The 22,404-nt window shown below is 44.1% G+C and carries 14 protein-coding genes; 8 read left to right on the top strand and 6 right to left on the bottom strand.

What is annotated here, in order from left to right; translation table 11 throughout:
* Positions 1-99: 99 nt before the first annotated feature.
* The 3 genes from AAFN85_RS28355 (at position 100) to AAFN85_RS28345 (ending at position 4,161) form a co-directional block, all read left to right on the top strand.
* Complete coding sequence (locus AAFN85_RS28355) at positions 100-1,659, top strand: beta-N-acetylhexosaminidase (protein ID WP_347531344.1); 1,560 nt, start codon at positions 100-102, stop codon at positions 1,657-1,659.
* Positions 1,660-1,756: 97 nt separating this feature from the next.
* Complete coding sequence (locus AAFN85_RS28350) at positions 1,757-2,803, top strand: hypothetical protein (protein WP_347531343.1); 1,047 nt, start codon at positions 1,757-1,759, stop codon at positions 2,801-2,803.
* 89 nt (positions 2,804-2,892) lie between these two features.
* Positions 2,893-4,161, top strand: a complete 1,269-nt coding sequence (locus AAFN85_RS28345) for an ATP-binding protein (RefSeq protein ID WP_347531342.1) — start codon at positions 2,893-2,895, stop codon at positions 4,159-4,161.
* A gap of 57 nt (positions 4,162-4,218) precedes the next feature.
* Here AAFN85_RS28345 and AAFN85_RS28340 read toward each other — a convergent pair whose 3' ends face one another.
* Positions 4,219-4,680, bottom strand: coding sequence for a cupin domain-containing protein (locus AAFN85_RS28340; protein WP_347531341.1), 462 nt, complete (start codon positions 4,678-4,680; stop codon positions 4,219-4,221).
* A 279-nt stretch (positions 4,681-4,959) separates the two neighbouring features.
* Between AAFN85_RS28340 and AAFN85_RS28335 the strand changes: the two genes are divergently transcribed.
* Positions 4,960-6,165, top strand: a complete 1,206-nt coding sequence (locus AAFN85_RS28335) for an MFS transporter (RefSeq protein ID WP_347531340.1) — start codon at positions 4,960-4,962, stop codon at positions 6,163-6,165.
* Positions 6,166-6,293: 128 nt separating this feature from the next.
* Here AAFN85_RS28335 and AAFN85_RS28330 read toward each other — a convergent pair whose 3' ends face one another.
* The 5 genes from AAFN85_RS28330 to AAFN85_RS28310 form a co-directional block, all read right to left on the bottom strand.
* Positions 6,294-7,424 (bottom strand): hypothetical protein, encoded by a 1,131-nt coding sequence (locus AAFN85_RS28330; protein ID WP_347531339.1) that lies wholly within the window; start codon positions 7,422-7,424, stop codon positions 6,294-6,296.
* A 33-nt stretch (positions 7,425-7,457) separates the two neighbouring features.
* Positions 7,458-8,582 carry an SPFH domain-containing protein gene (locus AAFN85_RS28325; RefSeq protein WP_347531338.1) on the bottom strand — a complete coding sequence of 375 codons (1,125 nt, stop codon included), beginning with the start codon at positions 8,580-8,582 and terminating at the stop codon, positions 7,458-7,460.
* Between the two features lie 185 nt (positions 8,583-8,767).
* Positions 8,768-10,639 carry a RagB/SusD family nutrient uptake outer membrane protein gene (locus tag AAFN85_RS28320; protein ID WP_347531337.1) on the bottom strand — a complete coding sequence of 624 codons (1,872 nt, stop codon included), beginning with the start codon at positions 10,637-10,639 and terminating at the stop codon, positions 8,768-8,770.
* A 16-nt stretch (positions 10,640-10,655) separates the two neighbouring features.
* On the bottom strand, positions 10,656-13,823 hold the full coding sequence (locus AAFN85_RS28315) for a SusC/RagA family TonB-linked outer membrane protein (RefSeq protein WP_347531336.1): 3,168 nt from the start codon (positions 13,821-13,823) through the stop codon (positions 10,656-10,658).
* A 958-nt stretch (positions 13,824-14,781) separates the two neighbouring features.
* Positions 14,782-16,680 carry a 7TM diverse intracellular signaling domain-containing protein gene (locus AAFN85_RS28310; protein WP_347531335.1) on the bottom strand — a complete coding sequence of 633 codons (1,899 nt, stop codon included), beginning with the start codon at positions 16,678-16,680 and terminating at the stop codon, positions 14,782-14,784.
* A 418-nt stretch (positions 16,681-17,098) separates the two neighbouring features.
* Here AAFN85_RS28310 and AAFN85_RS28305 point away from each other — a divergent pair, with 418 nt between their 5' ends.
* The 4 genes from AAFN85_RS28305 (at position 17,099) to AAFN85_RS28290 (ending at position 22,206) form a co-directional block, all read left to right on the top strand.
* Positions 17,099-18,088 carry a family 43 glycosylhydrolase gene (locus AAFN85_RS28305; RefSeq protein ID WP_347531334.1) on the top strand — a complete coding sequence of 330 codons (990 nt, stop codon included), beginning with the start codon at positions 17,099-17,101 and terminating at the stop codon, positions 18,086-18,088.
* Between the two features lie 4 nt (positions 18,089-18,092).
* Positions 18,093-19,322 carry a DUF2264 domain-containing protein gene (locus AAFN85_RS28300; protein WP_347531333.1) on the top strand — a complete coding sequence of 410 codons (1,230 nt, stop codon included), beginning with the start codon at positions 18,093-18,095 and terminating at the stop codon, positions 19,320-19,322.
* A 9-nt stretch (positions 19,323-19,331) separates the two neighbouring features.
* A complete protein-coding gene (locus AAFN85_RS28295) occupies positions 19,332-20,459 on the top strand; it encodes a glycoside hydrolase family 43 protein (protein WP_347531332.1) in 1,128 nt (375 codons plus the stop codon).
* 346 nt (positions 20,460-20,805) lie between these two features.
* Positions 20,806-22,206 carry an alpha-L-fucosidase gene (locus AAFN85_RS28290; RefSeq protein WP_347531331.1) on the top strand — a complete coding sequence of 467 codons (1,401 nt, stop codon included), beginning with the start codon at positions 20,806-20,808 and terminating at the stop codon, positions 22,204-22,206.
* The last annotated feature ends 198 nt before the right edge of the window (positions 22,207-22,404 follow it).

The raw sequence follows: 22,404 nt of genomic DNA, 5'->3' as shown, positions 1-22,404 counted from the left end.
GCTTAATTTTTATTTTTTACAGCGATAATATTTGGAAATTTAAAATCAACCCTGTAGTTTCGTTTTGTCGTGTACGTACACGACAAAACGAAATCAGATATGAAAAACCTTCGCGCCAACTATTTGAAGCCTGCAAAGCTTTTTTTATTAATAGCTTTTTTGTTTTGTTCGATAGCTTATCAAAGCTACGCGCAGGATAAATTAAAAGTAAAAGGGTTTCATGTCGATCTGCGTATCCAGGTAATGACCATGCCCGCGTTAAAACAGCTGGCACTTCAGCTTCATAACCAGGGTATCAATACATTAATTATGGAGTGGGAGGGTTCATATCCGTACAATGGCGAGGCCGTTATCTCTAACAAATACGCTTATACACGTGCTGAGGTCAAAGATTTTATAAAGTACTGCGAAGGTTTAAATATAGATGTGATCCCCTTGCAGCAGACCTTTGGCCATGTTGAGTATATCCTGAAAAACTATAAATACGCGGCTCTGCGTGAAGATGAAAAAGATTTTTCGCAGGTATGCCCCAGCGAACCAGAGCTTAACCGTGAGTTATTCACCAAACTGATCAAAGATATGATCAGCCTACATAATTCCCCTTACGTACACATTGGCGGCGACGAAACTTTTTTGCTTGGCCATTGCGAAAAATGTAAGAAAAAAGCGGCCGAGGTTGGTTTATCAAGGTTATATTTTGATCACATCAAGCTCATCTGTGATATTGTAAGCAGCCTGGGAAAAAAGCCGGTAGTGTGGGCTGATATCGCCCTGAAATATCCGGATTATATCCACCTGTTACCTAAAGAAACCGTATTTGTTGACTGGAACTACGGTTGGGACCCAAACCTCTTCGGTAACCGCGATAAGCTGCTGGCCAGCGGTTACGAAGTATGGGGGGCGCCATCCATTCGCAGCGAGCCGGATAATTTCTACATCGAAAAATGGCATAACCATTTCGAAAACATCCGCAATTTTGTACCGCAGATCAAGGCTTTGCATTACCAGGGCGTAGTGATGACTTCCTGGTCAACTTCGGGCGCATATTCCACCGTTTTTGATTCGAATGAAGATCCGGTAGCTTTATATCCTGTCCGCAGGGTTTATCCTCTTTCCGCCTTTAACCTGTTGATCTCAGCTTATACAACTGCTGTTAAAGCCAATCAGCCTTTGGATATTTCGGCATTTATTCGAAGCTATTGCAAAACTAATTACGGTTTTAGTGAGGCAGATGCCGATCAGTTTAAAAAAGCTCTGTTTACAGCTCCATACCCCGTTGTACTTGGTAAGGTAAAAGGTAATGCGGACTTATCGCTGGACAATTTAGTTGATAGCGCGAAGACTGCTTTTGCCACCCTCAATAAACTTGTCCCGCAGAAAAATAGCCAGGAGTTTGAACAGCACCTTTTAATGGCCGAGATCAGACTGTTTTATCTCAATATATTACAGGTGGAAGCCGCAATGAACAGCCCGGAGTTTAACGAGGACGCGAAAACTAAATACCGCCCGGCTATCATCGCATTAAAAAAACAATCAGCATTAATTGACGAAAAATTTAACAAGTTGAATGGCGGCTTTTTAAAGGCAGGTGAATTGGAGGATGAAAAGCAGCTTCGTAATGCTAAGCTCAATGAGGTTTATGCTAAGCTGATGAGGTAGCGGATAAGTTAAAGATAGGCTGTAGTTTAAATTTTAAGATTCACAAATCATAAAAAAGGTATATTAGCTCCTGTTAATTTGTTGCAATTAAACAGTTATGAAAACCTTAAAACACCTTATCAACACAACTTTAGCTTTTTCGCTATTTTTTGCGGCCTGTAGCCATAAATCAGACGTTAAACCTGTTAAAACCGATACGCTCCCCAAGTATGTTCAAACCGCGAATGTTTACGTTGCCGGCAGTACTTATGACTCGGTAACTTATGTCAGGCAAGCAGCCTACTGGAAAAACGGAGTTGCTACAATTCTTACCAATGGTACAAAAAACGCGGCCGCGAACGCCATTACTGTTAATGGTAATGATGTTTATACTGCTGGTTATACTACTGATGCCAACGGCGCTTACATTGCAACATATTGGAAAAATGGAGTGCAGGTAAATTTAACAACCAATGCTGTAAATGCGTCGGCCGGCAGTATAGCAGTAGATGGGAATGATGTTTATATAACAGGTTTTATTGAAAGTTCTGCCGTTTACTGGAAAAATGGGCAAAGGGTTACACTTTCCTTATTGTCTGATAAAAATAGCGGAAGTACCGCGGGTATAGCTATTCAGGGTTCAGATATTTATATATCTGGTTACCAGCTCGGGGCGGGAGGGGCATCGACGGTGTATTGGAAAAACAGTGTTCCAACAAAGCTTCCCAATGATGTAGGGTCATACGCAGGGAAAAATATAGCTTTTCAGGATGGCCATATGTATATTCCGGCTACATACAATCTCGTTTCAGCTAAACCGATACCCAATTATTGGATAGATGACACACCTGTATCGGTAGCCGACGGAACCACTGCGATTAACACCATTGAGATAGCAGTAAGCGGTGCTGATGTTTATCTGGCTTGTCTCACAGCCAAGGGGGCCGGTTACTTCAAAAATAAAAAGTTAACTTTGCTCCCTGGTGATTATACTGAAGTTACCGGGATCAAGGTACAAGACAACGATGTTTACACATCGGGTCAATCAACTCACGACAAAAAATCGGTCGCTACCTTTTGGAAAAACGGCGTACCCGTTTACCTGTCATCATCAATTGGTAAAGGTGGATTTGCATCGTCAATAGTGGTTACGCCGCTTAAGTAGTTAAATGGGGTATCCTTGTTGTGTTGAAAAATAACCCAAAGTTATTATTGATATACTAAGTATATTAGTATCTTGATTAAGCCTCAAGGATGAACAGACACACATCAAAAATTACCACTAAAAGTATTGAACAAAGCGGACTGCCTAACGACTATAAAAAAGCCATAGCCGAATACATATGGAATGGCTTTGATGCGGGCGCTACAGAGGTCAGGTTAGACTTTGAAGGTAATGAACTGGGCTATCTCATGGCGTTTTCCATCAGTGATAATGGCTCGGGTATAGATATCCAAACCATTGATGAAACATTTGGCAATTTCCTCGATTCGCATAAGGCTGATCCTTTAAATAACGATGGTTTTGTGAGAGGGCGTAAGGGGAAAGGGCGTTATGCCTTCAGTACGTTTGCCAATAGTTGTAGCTGGTTAACAGTTTTTAAAGGCCCGGAAGGCAAAATGCTGCGATACAGCATCGGCATCAATAAAGGCGACCTGCAAAATTTTGATCTGGCTGATACGCTTATCGTCCGGGAAAAAAATACGGGCACTGTAGTGAATTTTTATAATTTTTATGATCTGAGTTCGGGTATGCTGGCTTCACGGGAGTTTAAAAACTTCCTGTCGAGCGAGTTTGGCTGGTTTTTATTCCTCAACAGGGAAAAGGGTTATAAAATATTCATTAACGAAGTTGAGCTGCCTTATACCGATATCATTGGAGATAGCGAAGAAATGATACATGAGGTTGGCGACGACCGCTTTAAAATCGTTTTCATCCGCTGGAACCAGAAGATAGGGGATAAGTACTACTTCTATTTTTTAGGCGGAAACCAAAAGGAAACCGCCAAAAAGCATACCTCATTCAATAACAAGGCCATCGATTTTCACCATTCGGTTTATGTTGCATCGCCCTTCTTCGATAATTTTAAGGAGACGATAGATGATAACCCGGTATTCGGTTTCTCTGGCAGCAACCAAACCGATCCATCATTTAAAAGTCTGCTGAAAGCGTTGAATACCCTGGTGTTTATTAAAGAGAAACATTTTATCAGGGATTTACAGGCCGATAAACTGATCAACGAATATGAGGCCAAGGGTATACTCCCTACACCCAATAGTAAAACTGACAACCTGGTAGCTGTGGTAAAAGAGCTTTATTGTACCGAGCCTAAAATTTTCCAGAGTTTAAGTATCACTCAAAGCAAAACACTGGTGGGGTTTATTAACCTGCTATTGACTGTTAACCAAGGTGCCGGGATATTAGATGTTATAGCGGGTGTGGTTGGGATGAGCGGTGATGAATATGAAGGTTTGAGCGGGATGCTACAAAGGGGACCGGCTGCTGAACGTACAACTGCGTAGAGCCATCTTGCGGAGACTTACGAAGTTTTTAAAACTTCGTAAGTCTGGCTTGCTCCGTTATTTCTTCCCATCAAAATAGTCAGCCGGGTACACCTGCTGCCTGTATTTCTGTGTAATAGCTATCGCCTGTCCCGGCCCGGCGGCACTGATCTCCTCAAACATTTTATCCAGGCCGGCAGGCATCACGGTGCAAAGCAGTTTTGCCCGTTTATCCGAGATGTTTTTAAACGCATGCACGCCGCCGCCAAGCGGGATGCGGATAAAAGCACCTGTAGCGGCGGTAACAGGGCCAGAGTCCGTTTTAAACTGCACTTCGCCATCGGCTACGTAAAACAGTTCTTCAATTTCGGGATGCGCATGGGGTAGAGGGCCTCCTCCGGGTGGTACGTTCATTTCAATAATGGCATACCGGCCATTAGTTGCATCTCCACTTACAAGGATGCGGTATTGGCCACCTGCAATGGCAAGGTGTTCGCCTGCATTGCTGCCTGTTATGGTAATTTTATTGGACTCTTCCATAGCGTAATAACCAAAAGGTTTGTTTGATGTTTGCTAACAATAAATGTATGAAGAGCTTTTTCAAATACCAGAGCAACCAGAAATTAAAGTTTGAGCAAGAATTTTGATAAAAAGCATTAATCAAAATTTGGGAAGCCGTTTTCCGACAACTGTTATGAATATGCTTCTACAGGATGCCGATGATGCATCTCTGCATTAAATTTTTATTAAAATGTTACCTCAAAGTAAAGTGTATAAATAACACTTACCTTATATGGCCTAACAATGTATCTTTGCAGCATGGAAGCGGATACCGGTATAAAAAGCACATCATCAAACATCAACTTAAGTATAATAAGCTACGTTAAATTTACTTTTATAGGCTATTTTACTATTGGTTTAAGTTTAGGTGTGCTGCCTGTGTTTATCCATAACCAGTTAGGATATAGCGCTATGGTTGCCGGCGTGGTGATCAGTCTTCAATATTTAAGTACCTTTTTGTTCAGGGGCTTTGCCGGTAAAATTATCGATAAAAAAGGTCCGAAACCTGCTGTGTTGACCAGCATGACCGGTTTTGCCATCAGTGGTTTGTTTTTATTGGTAGCCCTATCGCTTAAAGAATACCGCGAAATTTGTTTATTACTGCTTGCTTTAACCCGCCTTGCTACCGGTTTTGGCGAGGGGTTGATAGGGGCAAGTCCTATTACCTGGGCCATTAACGCAGCCGGCGAGCATAATACCGCCAAATCAATATCATTTAATGGTATAGCCAGTTATGGCGCGCTTGCAGCAGGTGCCCCAGTTGGCATTTTATTGGCTAATGCCTATGGTTTGGTGAGCCTGGGAATTGTTACGTTTTTAGTGGGACTTGCAGGATATTTCCTGGCTCAGCAGAAAGAAAACGTACGTGGAGATAGTATTGAACCTGGAAAATCGTTCCTCGCGGTTTTAAAAATTGTGGCACCTTATGGTGTTGGTTTGGGTCTTGGTGGTTTGGGCTTCGGTGCTATATCAACCTTTATAACTTTATACTACGCCTACTTAAACTGGACTAACGCCGTTTTATGCCTATCAGTTTTTAGTACTTTCTTTATTCTTGGCAGGTTGATGTTTGCAAATGCTATCAACAATTACGGTGGTTTAAAAACGGCGATGGTTTGTTTAGCGACAGAATCAATAGGGTTAATGATCCTTTGGCTGGCTGGTACACCGCACCTGGCGCTTGTTGGTGCTGGTATAACCGGGTTAGGTTTTTCGCTTGTGTTCCCTGCACTTGGGGTTGAGGCTGTTAAGCTGGCACCCGCTTCAAATAAAGGTGCTGCGTTAGGTGCCTATGGCTTGTTTATTGATGTTTCGCTCGGCCTAACCGGGCCGCTTATTGGCGGTGTGGCCAGTAACTTCGGGATGCTTTATATTTTTCCTTTTAGTATGCTGATGGTTTTCCTGGGTTTTGTTTTATGTGTGATTGTGAACAGGCAACGGAAAAATGGTTTAGAGGGGGCTTGAAAAATTTAAGAAAGCGGCCATTGTAATTTGGTAAAACAGAGCAGGTAAGACTTACGAAGTTTTTGAAACTTCGTAAGTCTGGATAGAACGGGTTTTTATGGGTAATTACGAAGCAATTGCACTCAAACTTAACGCTGCGCCTGCCCATTCTGCACCATAATAACTATCGCTATGATCAGCGCTATCACAAATAGTACCGCTAATGTGATCTTAATAGCACTCAACGGCCGCTGACCGATCACCTCGCCGGTACTGGCATTCACCGTAAACTGATATACTTTATTGTTGTACCTGTAGGCGCTCACCCAAACAGGCAGCATCAGGTATTTTATGCCTTTGTTCAGGTAATCGGTATCGGTACTGTCAATGCGTTGTTCATCACCTCCAATATCATCACGTATGGCCGAACGGATATCCGGTTCCATTTGCACAGTTGCCTTTTGAAAGCCCTGCTCCGGGTTTAAACGGTATGTTTCGGAACGGAAACCACTCATGTAGCGTTCATCAAAATCCACCAGCATATCAAACTGCCAGGGCGTAAGCTGGTTAAGTGTTTTTTCGGGGAGGGAGGTACTGGCTGGCACTATCACATCCCTAAAATCAACATCAACCGTACCCGATGTGTACGACCAACGGGTATGCCTTACTTCCCTGGTACGGGTTTGCGTTTTACCGTCAACTGTTTCAGTGTAGGTTTCGGTGGTGTAATAATAATCACCACGCTCGCCTGTGTAGTCGGTTACGGTATCGCTGTCATAAGCCCAGTGGGGCAGGTAAACGCCTTTTAAACCAGTAGCATCGCTAACCAGCTTTTTAGCCAGATCATTTGGCGACCACCATAAGCTTTTTATCCATTTTTTAAATGCCTCGGTACCCTGTTGCTGTGTGATGGCGAAAGGCAGGATATAATGAGGCTCAACATATTGCTGCCCACCCTCGGGTAGCAACACCAATGGCGCGGTACAAAAGGGGCATTTATCTGATGTTACAAATGAATCGAGCGCGGTTTGCGAACCGCAGTTTTTGCAGCTTACCTGTTTAAAGGTATCGCTTGGTTTGGCTACGGCGATCTCACCCAGAAACTGATCGTAATCGAACGAGTAGATTAACCCGTCAGTATTTTTCTGTTCAATAGGGTTGCTGGCCCCGCAATAATCACATTGCAGGTTATGAGTGCCCGGAGCAAAATGCAGTAAGGCACCGCAACCGTTACAATTTAATGAGTTGTTAACGGCCGACGGCTTGGATTGATCATTCATTTAGCACAAGATAGATTTAGGATATGCATGCAATTAAGCCAACGGCGGCGGAACGTTATTAAACAGTTCTGCCACTTCGCCAACGGTTGATGCTGCTGCCCATGCTGCCATTCCTTTTGTCCAAACCATAGTTTCACGGCTTATCTGTCCGCTCGCTACCATTACATTGATCTCGGCTAATGTATGCGGGCCATCGGCTTTGCCATCTTTAGCAATATGGTATTGTACAGTAGGTGGAAGATCGGGTGGCAGATCCGCACTTGATGTCGCTTTAGGAGCATTCGGGTTAAATTGGTTTTGCTGAAAAATATTGCCAACCTGGCCCATCATGGCTGCGCCAACACCTAAACCCATACCTGCCGAGCCAAGGTTACCCCCAATGGTATTTTCGGCCGATTTTTCTATCGCGTTAGCAGCCTGGAATTGCGCGTATGCACCCAGGTTACCCAAAATGCCCATCTCGCTGCGTTTATCAAGCATCTGCTCAACCTCCGGTGGAAGGGAAATATTTTCAACCAGTAATTTTGTTAACAGGAGGCCTATCTCAGCAAAATCAGGCTGGATGTTTTTGGTTATTAAAGCGCCAACTTCATCATAGTTAGCGGCAAGATCTAATACCGGAATTTTTGATTGGGCCACCACATCCATACCGCGCGATACGGCTGTGTTCCGTAACTGCTCGTTAATATCTTCCAACACAAACTCGGGGTTGGTGGCGGCTATTTCGGTAATAAATACTTTTGGATCGTTAACCTTAAAGTTAAATGATCCGAATGCCCTTAACCTTACCGGGCCAAACTCGGCATCGCGAAGCATAACCGGGTTTTTGGTGCCCCATTTTTGGTTGGTGAACTGGCGTAAGCTTACAAAATAAACATCTGCCTTAAATGGGCTGTTAAAGCCATATTTCCAGCTCATTAGCGTGGTGAGGATTGGCATGTTGCCGGTTTGCAGTTCGTAAGTACCAGCCATATAAACGTCGGCAACCCTGCCACCGTTCATAAAAACTGCCGCTTGTGATTCGCGAACGATCAGCTTGGCGCCCATTTTTATGGCATTATCATACCTCGGGAATTTCCAAACCAGGGTGTTTTGGGTGTTATCAACCCATTCAATTATATCAATTAATTCGTGTGCAATTCTGTCGAAAAGGCCCATACTGTAAAGTATAATGGTTTAAATAATTAAATAAATATGTAAAAAAAACGGATAGGTCAAAGCTTTATTGGGTATTTATTTTTAATGCAAACGCTTATTTTATTCACTGATAGGGGATAAAACAAAACCGGGCAATAATCACATTGACTATTGCCCGGTTTAAATGTTACAGCAACGCTGCTAAATTATTGCACCTTATCCAACGGTGGGATATTGGTTTCAGAACCAGGATACCCCTTGCTTTGGTTAATATGCCCGTTAACATTCAGGTCGATCTCGCTTTGCGGAATAGGCCATAAAACGTGGTAAGGCGATATGGTGAAGTGATTGCCCGAGTTGGTTACAACGTTAGGGTTTTTATAAAAATCATTCTTCTCCATAATACGGTCGTAAAAGAAGTTATTGGTTGAGAAATTGGCAACGTTATAACTTTTACCATTGTAGGCCGTGATACCTGTTTGCGCAAAAATATAGGCAATACGGGTAAGCTCGGTTTTGCGTGGCTCTTCCCAGTAAAGTTCACGTTGGCGCTCATCCAATACGGTGCCGATGTTAACCTGCGATGGATCGGTTAGCAACACCGCGTTGGCACGTGCCCTAACCACATTAATATCGGCCATGGCCTGTGCGGTTTGGCCTTTCCATACGTAAGCTTCGGCACGTAATAAATAGGTTTCGGCTAAGCGGAATACGTACCAGTCGGTATTGGTGCCGCGTGGCGGGCTCCACCATTTATCAAGCGCTATTGGGCCAGAGCCAATGAACACTTTGTAGTGCGGCCAGCCAAACCATGCGCGAATGGTATCTTTAGCGCCATTTAAAAAGCGTTGGTTTACGTTGGCATCGGTGTATTGCTCCAGGTGTTTGCCATACCAGGTTGGATCAGATGTTTTGATGGCCGGGCTGTTGTAAACAAGGTCGGTCATGTTCATCCAATTACCGTGCGAGTGGCGTAAGTCGCTGGTATCCGTCCATATGTATTTGGTAGCATATGGCGTACCGCGTAAACGGCCAATACCACGACCGTACCACAAGGTAAGCGGAAACTCTTCGGTAACTTTATCTGAGATACCCGGTTTTAACGCTCCTGGTGTAAGGATGGTACCGTTATGCCACATCGGCACACAGTTCCTCATCACCTGCGATCCGTTTGGCGTAGCGCCATCCAGTGTTTCGCGGTCAAGTACCACATACAAAGCCTCGGCGTTTGAACCTAAAGCTTTGTTTTCCGGACGATGAAGATCCCAGATCACGTTGCGCGTTGCATCGTTGGCTACAATACCAAAACGGCTTGTCATGAGGTGGTATGGGCCATTAATGGCAACGTTTGCAGCTGTGATAGCATCATCAAATAAACCAAGTGCCAAATCAACCTTACATAAAAGGTGAGCAGCGCCGCCTTTAGAGATATCGCCTTTAGCATTAGCATCGGTAAGGTTGGCAACGGCAAACTCCAGGTCGGTTTTCATTTGTTTGAGGATCACGATGCGTTGCGTGGTGAAGTAACCTGTGTTTACAGCGGTTTCTTCTTTAAGCAGCAATGGCACATCGCCAAATTCATGTACCAAACGATAATAACGGTATGCCCTGTGGAATAGAGCAGAGGCCTTCACCAGGTTTTTATCCGCATCAGTAGGCCATTTAATGTTATCTATCCGCGATAAAATAACATTACAATCATGTATGCCCTGGTACCACGAACTCCAGTAGCGGCCTATTTTGTTATAGTCGTCGCTGTTTAGGTTGGCAGTAGGAGTGATGCGGGCGTTCAGATCCTGCGCCGGTGTTGTTTTATCGGTTGTGCCTTCTACTGCCGCATCGGTAAATATCGATTCGGTTAATAACGGTGCCGAATCTCCGAAATACTCAAACCTAACGCTCACATTCAATGTTGCCAACGCAGCCCTAAATGCAGCCGGTGAAGTATAGGTTACGTCGGGCGTAAATTTTGATGGTGCCTGCGGATATAAATCTGACCGCTTGGTGCAGCCCGCGTTTATAAATATGGTTGCTGCTGTAATAGCCGCCGCCATGATGTTTTTATTTATCTTATTCATGTATTAAATCCCTCCTTTAAAAAACTACATTGAAACCGGCCGACAAGTAACGTGGTGTTGGTCCGTTGTTTTGCGGATCCCAAAGCGGCCAGCTCGAAAACACGGCGGCATTACTTGCGTTAACAAATAATTTGGCGCTTTTTACACCTACACGGCTTAGCAATTGCGGACTGAAAGTGTACCCTATAGATGCGGTTTGCAGCCTAACGAACGAGTTTTTGCGCCAAACGTTAATAGTAGTACCCGATGAACCTGAGTTTAAGCGGGCATAATCGTTAAGCTGGTTATCAGGTGTCCAGTAAGGCAATACGTACGAGTTCATACGGGCAAAGCCAACGCTGCCTGGGTTGTTCAAAGCCTGGTTGTATTGTTTTAACTGACCAATGCTTGATATCAACAGGAACGATACATCAAAATGCTTAAGGAAGTTAAAATCGTTACGTAACGACCAGCTGAATTTTGGATTGGTTGAACCAAGAAATTGTTTATCTGCATTGGTGAATTTAAAATCGCCATCCACATCCTGTAATTTGAAATCGCCGGGTTTCGCGCCGTATTTAGCGGCTTCAGTAGCTTGGTCGGTTTTCCAAACGCCTTGAATTTTGTAATCCCAAACTGCATTGATATCATGGTTAATGAACCAGCCGTTGCCGATATCATCCTTCTCAATATTGGTTGTAACGCCGTTTGCATCGGTAACCGGGAAGGCTCCATACAGGTGAACTATTTTGTTGCGGTTAAGGAAAAAAGTACCGGCAGCGGTCCATTTAAAATTTTGACTTTGGATGATCTTACCTTCCAGCGAGATCTCGAAACCTTTGTTATTAACCTGGCCTATATTGGTGAATGGATTTGAGTTGTTTTGGCCGCCTACTAAATCGCCTGATGCATTGTAGCCTTGTAAATCAAGGATACTGCGTTTAACCAGCAAGTCGGTGGTTTTACGGTCATACACATCAATCGAACCGCTTAACCTGTTGTGCAACATGGTGAAATCCAAACCAATGTTGGGGCCTACGGTACGTTCCCATTTCAACTGGGCATTTTGTAAGGTACTTACGTAGATACCGCTATTGTTGGTAACTGTACCCGAGTTGTTTGCCGTTGGATATTTAACACCACCCAATACAGCTAATGATATGGTAGGATCTGGAGTGCTGGTTGAGGTACGGTTACCATTTGCGCCATAGGTGAAACGTAGTTTACCATAATCGAGCCATTTAAAGGCATCGCCTTTCATAAATGATTCATCGCTGAATACCCAGGCAACTGCTGCCGATGGATACACCTCGCGCGGGTTTTGCAAACCGAATGCCGAGAAACCGTCACGACGTACAGTAGCCGTTAAAATGTAGCGGCCCAATAGCGTATAGTTGATACGGCCCATTAAAGCATCGGCATTGTAGATATTATCATCACTGCTTTCAACAGGCAGGTTGCCCGCGCCAATGTTGTGGTAGCCCAAAATATCGGTTGGGGTTAATTGCGTGTTTGATGCCTTGGTGTACCAGCTTTGGTATTTCTCTTTATTAAGCAGGAAGGTTGCATCAAAGTTGTGGATGCCAAAAGTTTTGTTCCAGCTTAAAATATTATCGAGGTTATACCTGTAGCGGCTTTCCTGGGTACGGATAGCGGTACCGCCAGAAAGCTCGTTAGGGTTAGCTATCGGGCGGAAAAAGAAGTTCCGGTACGATTCGATAGTTGGCGAGTAGTTCACCGTGTACTTAATGCCAAAAGGAAGATCCATGCGGGCAAATAATACCGAGAACAAGGTGTTTTGCACCGCCACGTTTTGGTTATAACGATTGCCCAGGAAAGGGTTGCGCTGATTCAAACCGCTATCATCAGTATCAATACGGCGTAATGAACCATCAGCATTGTACATATCGCCGTAAGGTGATGAGTTGATGATCTGTGTCCAATCGGCTTCAGTACCATCAATACCCTGACCGCTTAGCGGAGTGCTTGCTGCACCCTCATCACGGCTGGCAAACTGCGCGTTAATACCAATGGTTAAAAATTTAGCGGCTTTGCCTTCCAAATTCATACGCACACGGCCATCTGTGTATTGGCCACCCTGTATCAGGTTTTGGTTTTTTACATAGTTGCCGGATACATAATATTTAACGGTTTCATTACTGCCCGAAAAACTCGCGGTATAATCCTGGCGGAAACCGTTGCGGAAAATCAGTTTAGACCAATCGGTTACTTTACCAGCCTGGTAGTTGGCAATCTCATTAGGGAACAAACCTAAGCGTTGCAGCCAAATGGTAGTAGGATCGCCGGTTGCACCATTTAAAAACTGGGCAAGCGTTACACCGTCAGGCAGTTTATTAGGATTGCTGTAATAGTAATATGGGTTTGAAGTGTTTGAGCTGCGGGCACCATCGGCACGCCAGTTTAAAAACGCGTCGCCGGTATAAAATTTCTGGTTTTGAAGTAGCTGCGCCACGCCTACGTTTGCGTTAAACGTAATAACCGTGCCGCCCTTTTTTCCTTTTTTGGTGGTAATGGCTACTACACCGCCTGCAGATTGCGCACCATATACAGCAAGGGCGCTTGGATCGCGCAGTACATCCACACGGTCGATATCATTTGGGTTGATATCTGCCAGCTGGCCCGGATAGATAACCCCATCTAAAACGATAACCGGCTGTACGTTGCCCGAAAGTGAGGCTTTTCCTCTTATCTGAAGATCGCCCACACCACCGCCTTTGGCAGATGTATTCATACCAACCGAAATACCTGGAACGTTACCCCTGATGATATCTGTTGTGCTGGCCGGGTGTTCGTTCTCCAGTTTTTCGGCCTTAACGCTACTGATTGCGCCCGTTACATCTTTAACAGCACGTGTGCCGTAACCAATTACCACAACCTCTTCCAGTTGTTTATTGGCATCGGCAAGGGTAACGTTAATAGCGGAGCGGCCGTTAACTTTTTGCTCTTGTGTAGTGAAGCCTACAAAGGTAAATACTAAGGTAGCATCGGCATTTGCGGCAATTGAATAGTTGCCTTTTACATCGGTAACCGCCGCGGCATTTGTCGCTTTGTTTTTTACGGTTACCCCGGGCAGCGGCTGGCCCTGGTTATCGCTAACGGTACCTTTTACAGTAGCATTCTGTGCGAATGCCTGTGTGAGTATGGTTAGCAGTAAAATAAAGATCAGTGTAAATTTTTTCTTCATAATTAATTGTTCTTTAGTTGGTTAAGCAGCAATAGCTGCCGGATTGAGCCTCGGCCCGAACCTTGTCCGTGCAAAAAGCAATGCGGGTATACCTGCGGTTAAAACAGCTATTTCATTGGTGATACTTTTGGTTAGCGGTGTTATTATTGGTAATTGGTGGGGTAAATTTAACGTGGAATACCTGAGAAATGCAATAGTTTATTTTGTGTAACTTATTGATATAAAGATATTTACAATTATTTTGATACGCTTTGCCCGCGAACTACTCAAACGTTATAGATGCCCCGTTTCAGCACGTTACGTGTTGGTTGCTTTTGCAGGTGATACGCTTGTTGAACAATGAAAAAAATTGAAAATATTTTAAAAAATGACAATTGCGACGGTTTTACCGGGAGTTAAAAAGGGCTTTGGGAGGGTAATTGGGGCGATTTTGTGGTTTTGAGAGTATTCTCAATGGAGTTAAAGCGTGGAATTATTTATAAAAACAAATGAAATCATGTCATTGCGAGGAGCGGGATGGGGCAGAGCGAGGGGGCGACGCGGCAATCGCATGCTCGACAGAGCTGATTTGTTCATGTGAGATTGCTTCGTGCCTACCCATGACATGTTTAAAAATGGGTGTCATGCTGAGCTTGTCGAAGCATGGTGGACGGGCCTCTGCGCGCTCCCATTCGACAAGTTCAGGGCGCAATCTCATTAAGTTAAGGCAATCCCCCAGAGGGGGAACAGGTTTGTAGTAGAACGTTCCTTTAAATTAGCCGTGCCAGAGGTACGGAACATCGGAGGTGGCGTACCTCTGGCACGCTGAAAGCTTATCATTTTATATCTACAAACCTTTTGCACCTCTGGTGCAGCCTTTCAAATCTCTTGGTAGACTACATACATAGCTTTATCTATAGACAGAATATACGAAGAGCGATAATAGCATTTAAAAGATAGAATAAAGGCAATCAGAAACTCACATCACCAACACCGTCCAACCTTGCTGTAAATCAGTTTTCTTACGCGATTTCTTCTTTTCCTGTAGTACCTTTTTTATGCGGATGGCATATGTCCAGCAGGTGCTTTGCCTTATCTCCAGTTTTTCCGAAAGCTGGTGCGAGGATATAGTACCGTTAGTGCTGTAAATAAGATAGGTTAAATAAAAAGCTTTGTTAATGGGTATCCGGCTGTTTTGAAATAGGGTATTGTGCAAGGCCGATTCTTCATAGCTGCATTTGGTACACCTACGACTGTGCGGCAACCTGCCCGCGCAATAGGTGGTATTGCTGCAACGGGTGCAAATAAAGCCGTCTTTCCATTTCAGCGTAGATAGGAATTTGTAACAGGCTTCCTGGTCGGGGTATTTGGCGCTGAACTCGTCGAAATCAAGTTCTGTGGATAGCGCCCGCGATTCGGTTACTTTTTCTATGTTACTTTTTAGTTGTACGTTGTCGTTTTCAAGCAACACGTTCATCCGTAGTATTTCGCCGGCTTGTTGCTCAAGGAGCAGGTTGGCTTTTAGTAGCTCCTGGTTTTGTTTTTCGATGATATTGCTTTGCTCTCGCAGCACGTCCGATTTTTCAACCAGTTCATGGGTGCGGGCTTCAACCTGCCGTTCAAGTTCATCGTTAATGGAGTCTTTCAGCTGGCTGTTCAACTCCATTTGCAAAATGGTTTCCCGGTGGGCTGTATCTTTCTCTTTTCGCAGTATCCGCACCTGATCGCCTATGGCAAAGGATAACAGCACCATCTCGATAATAAAACAAAAACTGAGACTGTAATAACTTACCGGCGCTGGCAGAAAATAAGTATAGCCGAGCGCGGTTAAAGCTTTTACTATAAAGCCCACAAAAAGAATAGAATAAGCCAGTACAAAAAAGCGCGCCGGTTTATAACCCTGTCTATAAATATACACACCGGTAGCAAATGCCAACGACAGCGGGATCACCTCTACAAACTTATAAACGAACAACGATTTATTGAAAAACAGGCATAGCAACAGGTAAATTGTCCGGAGCACCAACACGTAGTTGATCATCCTGTCAAAAACAGGGGCCTTTTGCTTAACCTGTAAAAGCTGCTTGGTAAATATCAGCGCGAAAATACTGGTGAGGTATATCGCTATGCCATTACCATAATTGTTCAGCACCGGTAAATTGGGCCACAGGTATTCGAAAGCTATCCCGTCGGCGCTCATTTCATACAAACCAACACTCAGTATGTAGAAAACATAGTACAGGTATTGTTTCTTCTTTACCGCCAAAAACATGAGCAAGTTATGAAAGCAAAAAACCAGCACCATGCCGTAAAACAGGCCATAGGTAATATACTCATTAAGGGCATAATGAATAAAGTAACCAATGGTGCGGTAAACAATAATCACATTAACCACAATGTGCGATTTTACCTTGAAGTAATAAGTGTATTCGCCTTTGCGGGTATTGGGGATCTGGAATTCGAAGTTTTTGTGGTGAAAAAGCCGGTTATTAAAACTAAGATTTGCTCCCGAGGCAATTTCAACATACCTGCCTGCCGAATCGGGCATGTAGGCTGTTATGTTATCGGTAGTTTGATCAAACAGTTCAATAATACTGTTATTGGTGGCAATTGATTCGGTAAAGCGGACTTTAACCTTAAACCAGTAGGTACTTTGCTGATGCCTGTTTTTAGGGTAATAGGTATGGTTGGTTTTAAATGCCGAATTTAGCTTCTGTACATCGCTAAAAGTAAGGAGGTTGCTGCTATCCTGCAGGTATTCCACTTCGTTCAGCGTAAACTTATATTGCTGTAAGTTTTTATCAATGTTGATGATCTGTTGCGCATTTAAGTGCGACACCAAAAAGCATAGTAAGCAGGTATATAAAAGTTTATTCAAATTGATAAATGTTTGGTCAGTCGGTTGGCAACATGCAGCAGGATCAAAATACTGGAGCGTATTTACGCTGTGAAGATATTTTAAGGCCAGGCTTGCAGGATGCCGGTTTATAATTACCCAAATATAACTAATCGTTAAATTTATTTATCGGTAAAGCTTGTTCCGTGCGGATAAATCTACTACAACGTTTTCGCAGTTTGCTTTTACACTTGTTTGGTTTTTGCTTGCGTATAACAAAATCAACTTTAAACAGGGTAAAATACACTAAGTATAGCGCTTGGCTATTTAATACATTTGAAGTTCTGAAGGGGGATGCTAACCTTAAGTAGCGATTTACCCCCTACAATTTACAGTTTTACCCCTGTTACAACCAGGTTAATTATATTTATTTAGGTTCGGATAATAATGTATTAAACTGATGTATATCTTTAAAATGAAAGCCTTCTCTTTTAAAACTCTGGCAGGCGCTGCCTTGTTAGCTTGTGTAACAAGTTTCGCATCCGCCCAAACCACCGATACCCTGAACGCTCCTGCGCCTGTATTGAAAGGCCTGTATGCCGATCCTAATATCACAACCTTTGGCAAAAAGTTTTATATCTACCCAACCAGCGATGGTACTGAGGGCTGGATGTCTACAAGTTTTACCTGCTGGTCGTCGGATAATTTGTTGGATTGGAAAAACGAGGGTGTGATCCTTGATCTGCCGCGCGATCTGACCTGGGCTAAGGAACGTGCTTGGGCACCAACCATCGCTACAAAAAATAACAAGTACTATTACTACTACTCGGCCAATGTAAACATTGGTGTAGCTGTTGCTGATAAACCGGAAGGGCCGTTTAAAGATCCGATTGGCAAGCCACTTATCCCGAGAGGTACCCGCGGCGGCCAGATGATTGACCCAATGGCTTTTATTGATGACGATGGCACAGCTTACCTGTACTGGGGGCAAGGGCAATGCAACATTGTTAAACTGAATGATGATATGGTGTCCTGCGATACCTCGAAAATTATATCGGTTAAACCCGAAGGTTATAACGAAGGCCCGTTCATGATCAAACGTAAGGGGATTTACTATTTGATGTGGTCGGAGTATGATACCCGCGATCCGCGGTATTCAATTGCTTATGCAACTTCAAAATCGCCACTGGGGCCATTTACAAAGGCTGTTGGCCACCCGGTTTTAAAAGGTAAAGGTGTGGTAAAAGGGGCAGGCCATCATTCGGTGGTACAGGTGCCGGGTACTGATGATTGGTATATCGCTTATCACCGCTTCGCTATTCCGGATGGTAATGGTTATAACCGCGAAACCTGCGTATCACCTATGCGCTTTGATGCTGACGGCAATATTTTACCGGTAGATGTATTTGAAAAACTGAAGCCTGTGAAAATTAAAAAAGCTAAAAAATAGATAGATGAGGAAGGCTACCGTTTGTTTATTGTTGATTTATGCCTGCGTATCCGCATCGGCACAAAATAAACCTGCTAATGGTTTAGCCGATAGAAAGTTGTGGTTGGATTACCTGGATAAGATAGCCCGCCCGGTATTATCCAACTTGGCCGAAGATAAGCTAAAGCAAAACATGCCCGTAATGCTTGCCGATAATATCGACAATAAAGAAACCCGTTCAAAAGTGGCTTATCTCGAAGCTTTTGGTCGCACATTGAGCGGCATTGCCCCTTGGCTGCAACTGGAAGGCGGTACCCCAGCCGAAATAAAACTGCGCGATCAATACCGCCAATGGACATTAAAGGCTATTGCCAATGCGGTAAACCCGCAAGCAAAAGATTACCTGGAATGGAAAGGGGGGCAGCCATTGGTTGATGCCTCGTTCATGGCCTTGGGATTGGTACGCGCGCCCTGGCTTTGGGAGCATTTGGATGAGCAAGCTAAAAAGAATGTGGTTGAGGTAATGAAAACTACTCGCGCCACAGTGCCTGTATATTCTAATTGGATCCTGTTCTCAGGCATGATAGAGGCTTTTTTGTGTAAATATGATCTGGGCGATGACCCGGTACGTACCGAATACGGCATCCGCGAGTTTACCGAGCATTGGTATGTTGGCGATGGCATGTATTCGGACGGAATGAATTTTCACTTGGATTATTATAACAGCATTGTGATCCAACCTTACCTAAGTGCCATTTTACAGGTTCAGGTAGAGAAAAAAGATAAATACAAAGCCCAGGCAGAGAAAGCGAAAAAGATAGAACAGCGTTACGCGCAGATCTTAGAGCGTTTAATTAATGCTGACGGAAGTTACCCTGCAACCGGCCGCTCTATAGTTTACCGGGGAGGTGTTTTTCATCATCTGGCTAACGTGGCGTTGAATAAGCAACTGCCTGCTTCATTACCGCCTGCCCAGGTTCGTTGTGCGTTAACGGCTATGATCAAAAAAACGCTCGAATCGTCATCTACCTTTACTAAAGACGGATGGCTAAATATTGGCCTGTATGGAAAACAACCCGGCCTTGCAGACTCCTATATCACCACAGGAAGCCTTTACCTGTGTACCGATGCTTTTCTGCCATTAGGTTTGCCCGAAACAGATGAGTTTTGGAGTGCCCCACCTTTGCCATGGACAGCCGTAAAGATCTGGAGCGGGCAGGATGTTCCGGTGGATCACGCGCTCGACCTCAAATAAAATTGAACTATGAATACTATCCCATATATCAAACGTAAAATAAAAACAACTTTACTTGCGGCCGCTCTGCTTTGTGTCGGCTTGCATAGCGAAGCTCAAGAAAAAGAATTTCAGCCCGGTAAGATCTGGCCCGATGATAAAGGTGTGCATATCAACGCGCATGGCGGCGGTATCCTGTACCAAAAAGGAAAATATTATTGGTTTGGCGAACATAAAATAGCCGGCGATGCGGGTAACCGAGCCATGGTAGGTGTGCATTGCTACTCTTCAACCGATCTGTATAACTGGAAGGATGAAGGGATAGCCTTAAATGTTTCTGATGATCCTAAAAACGATATCGCCAAAGGCTGTATCCTCGAACGCCCAAAAGTGGTTTACAACAAACTCACCAAAAAATATGTAATGTGGTTCCACCTCGAACTGTTGGGCAAAGGCTATGCAGCCGCCCGTGCAGGTGTTGCTACAAGCGATAAGGCTACCGGCCCATATACTTTCGTTAAAAGTTATCGCCCAAATCCGGGGCAAATGCCGTTTTATACGCCGCTTACCCCCGAAAATGAGAAAGTGAATTGCGCAGCCCCTGCATCAGAAACCGACGGCTTCTTTTGCCGCGACCTTCCCGGCGGACAAATGGCCCGCGACATGACCGTTTTTGTTGATGACGATGGCAAAGCTTACCATGTTTTTTCATCCGAAGAAAATTACACCCTCGACTTGGCGGAGTTAACGCCCGATTATACCGGTCATACCGGCAAATTCATCCGCATCTACATCGGTCACCAAACCGAGGCTCCAGCCTTGTTTAAGCGCAATGGTGTTTATTATATGGTAGGCTCGGGCTGTACGGGTTGGGCACCTAACGCGGCCCGCTGGTTTTCGGCCAAATCCATCTGGGGGCCGTGGACTTATCATGGCAACCCTTGCAAAGGGCCAGATAGTGCCATCACTTACGGCGGACAAAGCACCCATGTACTCCCTGTAGCCGGTAAAAAAGACGCGTTTATTTTTATGGCCGATAAATGGACACCTAAAGATGCTATTGACGGGCGCTACCTGTGGCTGCCAATTACTTTTAAAGGCGATGATATGGAGATAAACTGGCTGGATAGCTGGGATCTGGGTGTGTTTAAGAAATAGGTTAGCCTACAAGTCATTGCGAGGCACGAAGCAATCGCATACTATACAGGGCGTTCATGCTTCCGTGCGCTTGCCACGATGCGCTACCCATGACAAGTTTTAGAGTCCAGACTTACGAAGTTTTTAAAACTTCGTAAGTCTTACCTGCTTTGTCATATAATCCTTCAGATGCCTTGGCTTTTAATTACTCGCAATGACATGATTTATTTGTAGTAACATTCAACTGTAACACCGACATTTCATCACGCCAAATAAGCTTAACGTAATGTTAATTTAATACACTATCCGAGCTGTTTTTAGTGGCATATTGCGATAAAATAAGTTGATTAAACGTTTTACCCAATCTATGCTTAAACTGAAATCATTTTGCTTAATTGCATGCTGTGCTTTTACACTCTCACTAAAAGCACAAACAGCCGCGCAGCCTGTAAAACCGCTTGCACAGCTCCAGCAGGAATTTGTCGACCTCCGTTTCGGCATGTTCATCCATTTTAATATCCCAACCTATATGGACCAGGACTGGGCCGATCCGGATGCCTCGCCTGCCATATTCAATCCTAAAAAACTGAATTGCGACCAATGGGCCAAAGCCGCCAAATCGGCCAACATGACCTACGGTTGTATCACTACCAAGCATCATAGCGGCTTTTGTATCTGGGATACCAAAACCAACGATTATAACGTGATGAACAGTCCGTTAAAAAAAGATGTGGTTAAGGAATATGTGGATGCTTTCAGGGCTAACGGCTTAAAGGTGTTTTTATATTATTCGATACTGGATACCCACCACAGGTTAAGGCCAAACATGATCACGCCTAAACATATTGACATGGTTAAAGCGCAGATCACCGAGTTGATGACCAAATATGGCGAGATCCAGGCTTTAATTATTGATGGATGGGATGCTCCATGGTCAAGGATCTCTTATGATGATGTACCGTTCGAAGAGATCTATACTTTGGTAAAATCATTACAGCCTAACTGTTTGGTAATGGATTTGAATGGCGCCAAATATCCTGCCGAAGGCATGTATTATACAGATATTAAAACTTACGAAATGGGCGCCGGTCAGCGTGTATCAACTAAAGACAACCGTATGCCGGCCATTGCCTGCTTACCGTTGCAGGCCAACTGGTTTTGGGAAACAAGCCATCCAACTACGCCTGTAAAAGAACCTGCAAAATTGGTTAATGATATTATCAAACCGCTTAATAATGTGGATTGTAACTTCATTTTGAACGTGGCGCCTAACCGTGATGGTTTATTTGATGATAACGCGCTTGCAGCGTTGAAAGAAATAGGCAAGCTCTGGAAAAACGAAGGCCCGCTGGCTAAACTATCCAAACTTGATGCGCCTATAATTTCATCAAACCTGGCTAAAAACCAACCGGCAAGCGCAAGTTGGAGCGATGATTCTGCTATTATGGATTTTGCCAATGATGATGATTTTCATAGCTCGTGGGTTTCAAATCCAACCGTAAAATCGCCATGGTACGAGATCGACTTTAAAAAAGAGCAGGCCATCAACGCCGTTGTTATTGCCGAAGAAAAAGCGAACATCACCAATTATAAATTGGAGTACTACCTCGATGGCGTTTGGAAACCATTGTTTGAAGGCGAAAACGGCAACAGGATCAAGGTGCACCGCTTCGATAGGGTATGGGCCGGTAAAGTAAGGATCTCGATAGAAAAATCTGAAAAACAGGCTTCAATAGCCGAGTTCCAGGTTTATAATGAAAGAAGATAAAAGAATATTTCGAAGGTCAAAATATCTCAAAAATGTCATTTCGATAGAGCAGGGAGGGAATGAGCGCTGGGGCGAAAGAGAAATCTTATACGCCCTGTAAAGCCGCTTTGCAAGGCGTGTAAGATTTCTCCTCATACCTCGTCGAAATGACATCAAGGTTAAAGAACCCGCTTTTTAAAGCGGGTTTTCTTGTTTTAT

This window comes from Mucilaginibacter sp. CAU 1740 (genome assembly GCF_039839285.1).
Classification (GTDB): Bacteria; Bacteroidota; Bacteroidia; order Sphingobacteriales; family Sphingobacteriaceae; genus Mucilaginibacter.
This window is presented reverse-complemented; position numbering and strand designations above follow the sequence as displayed.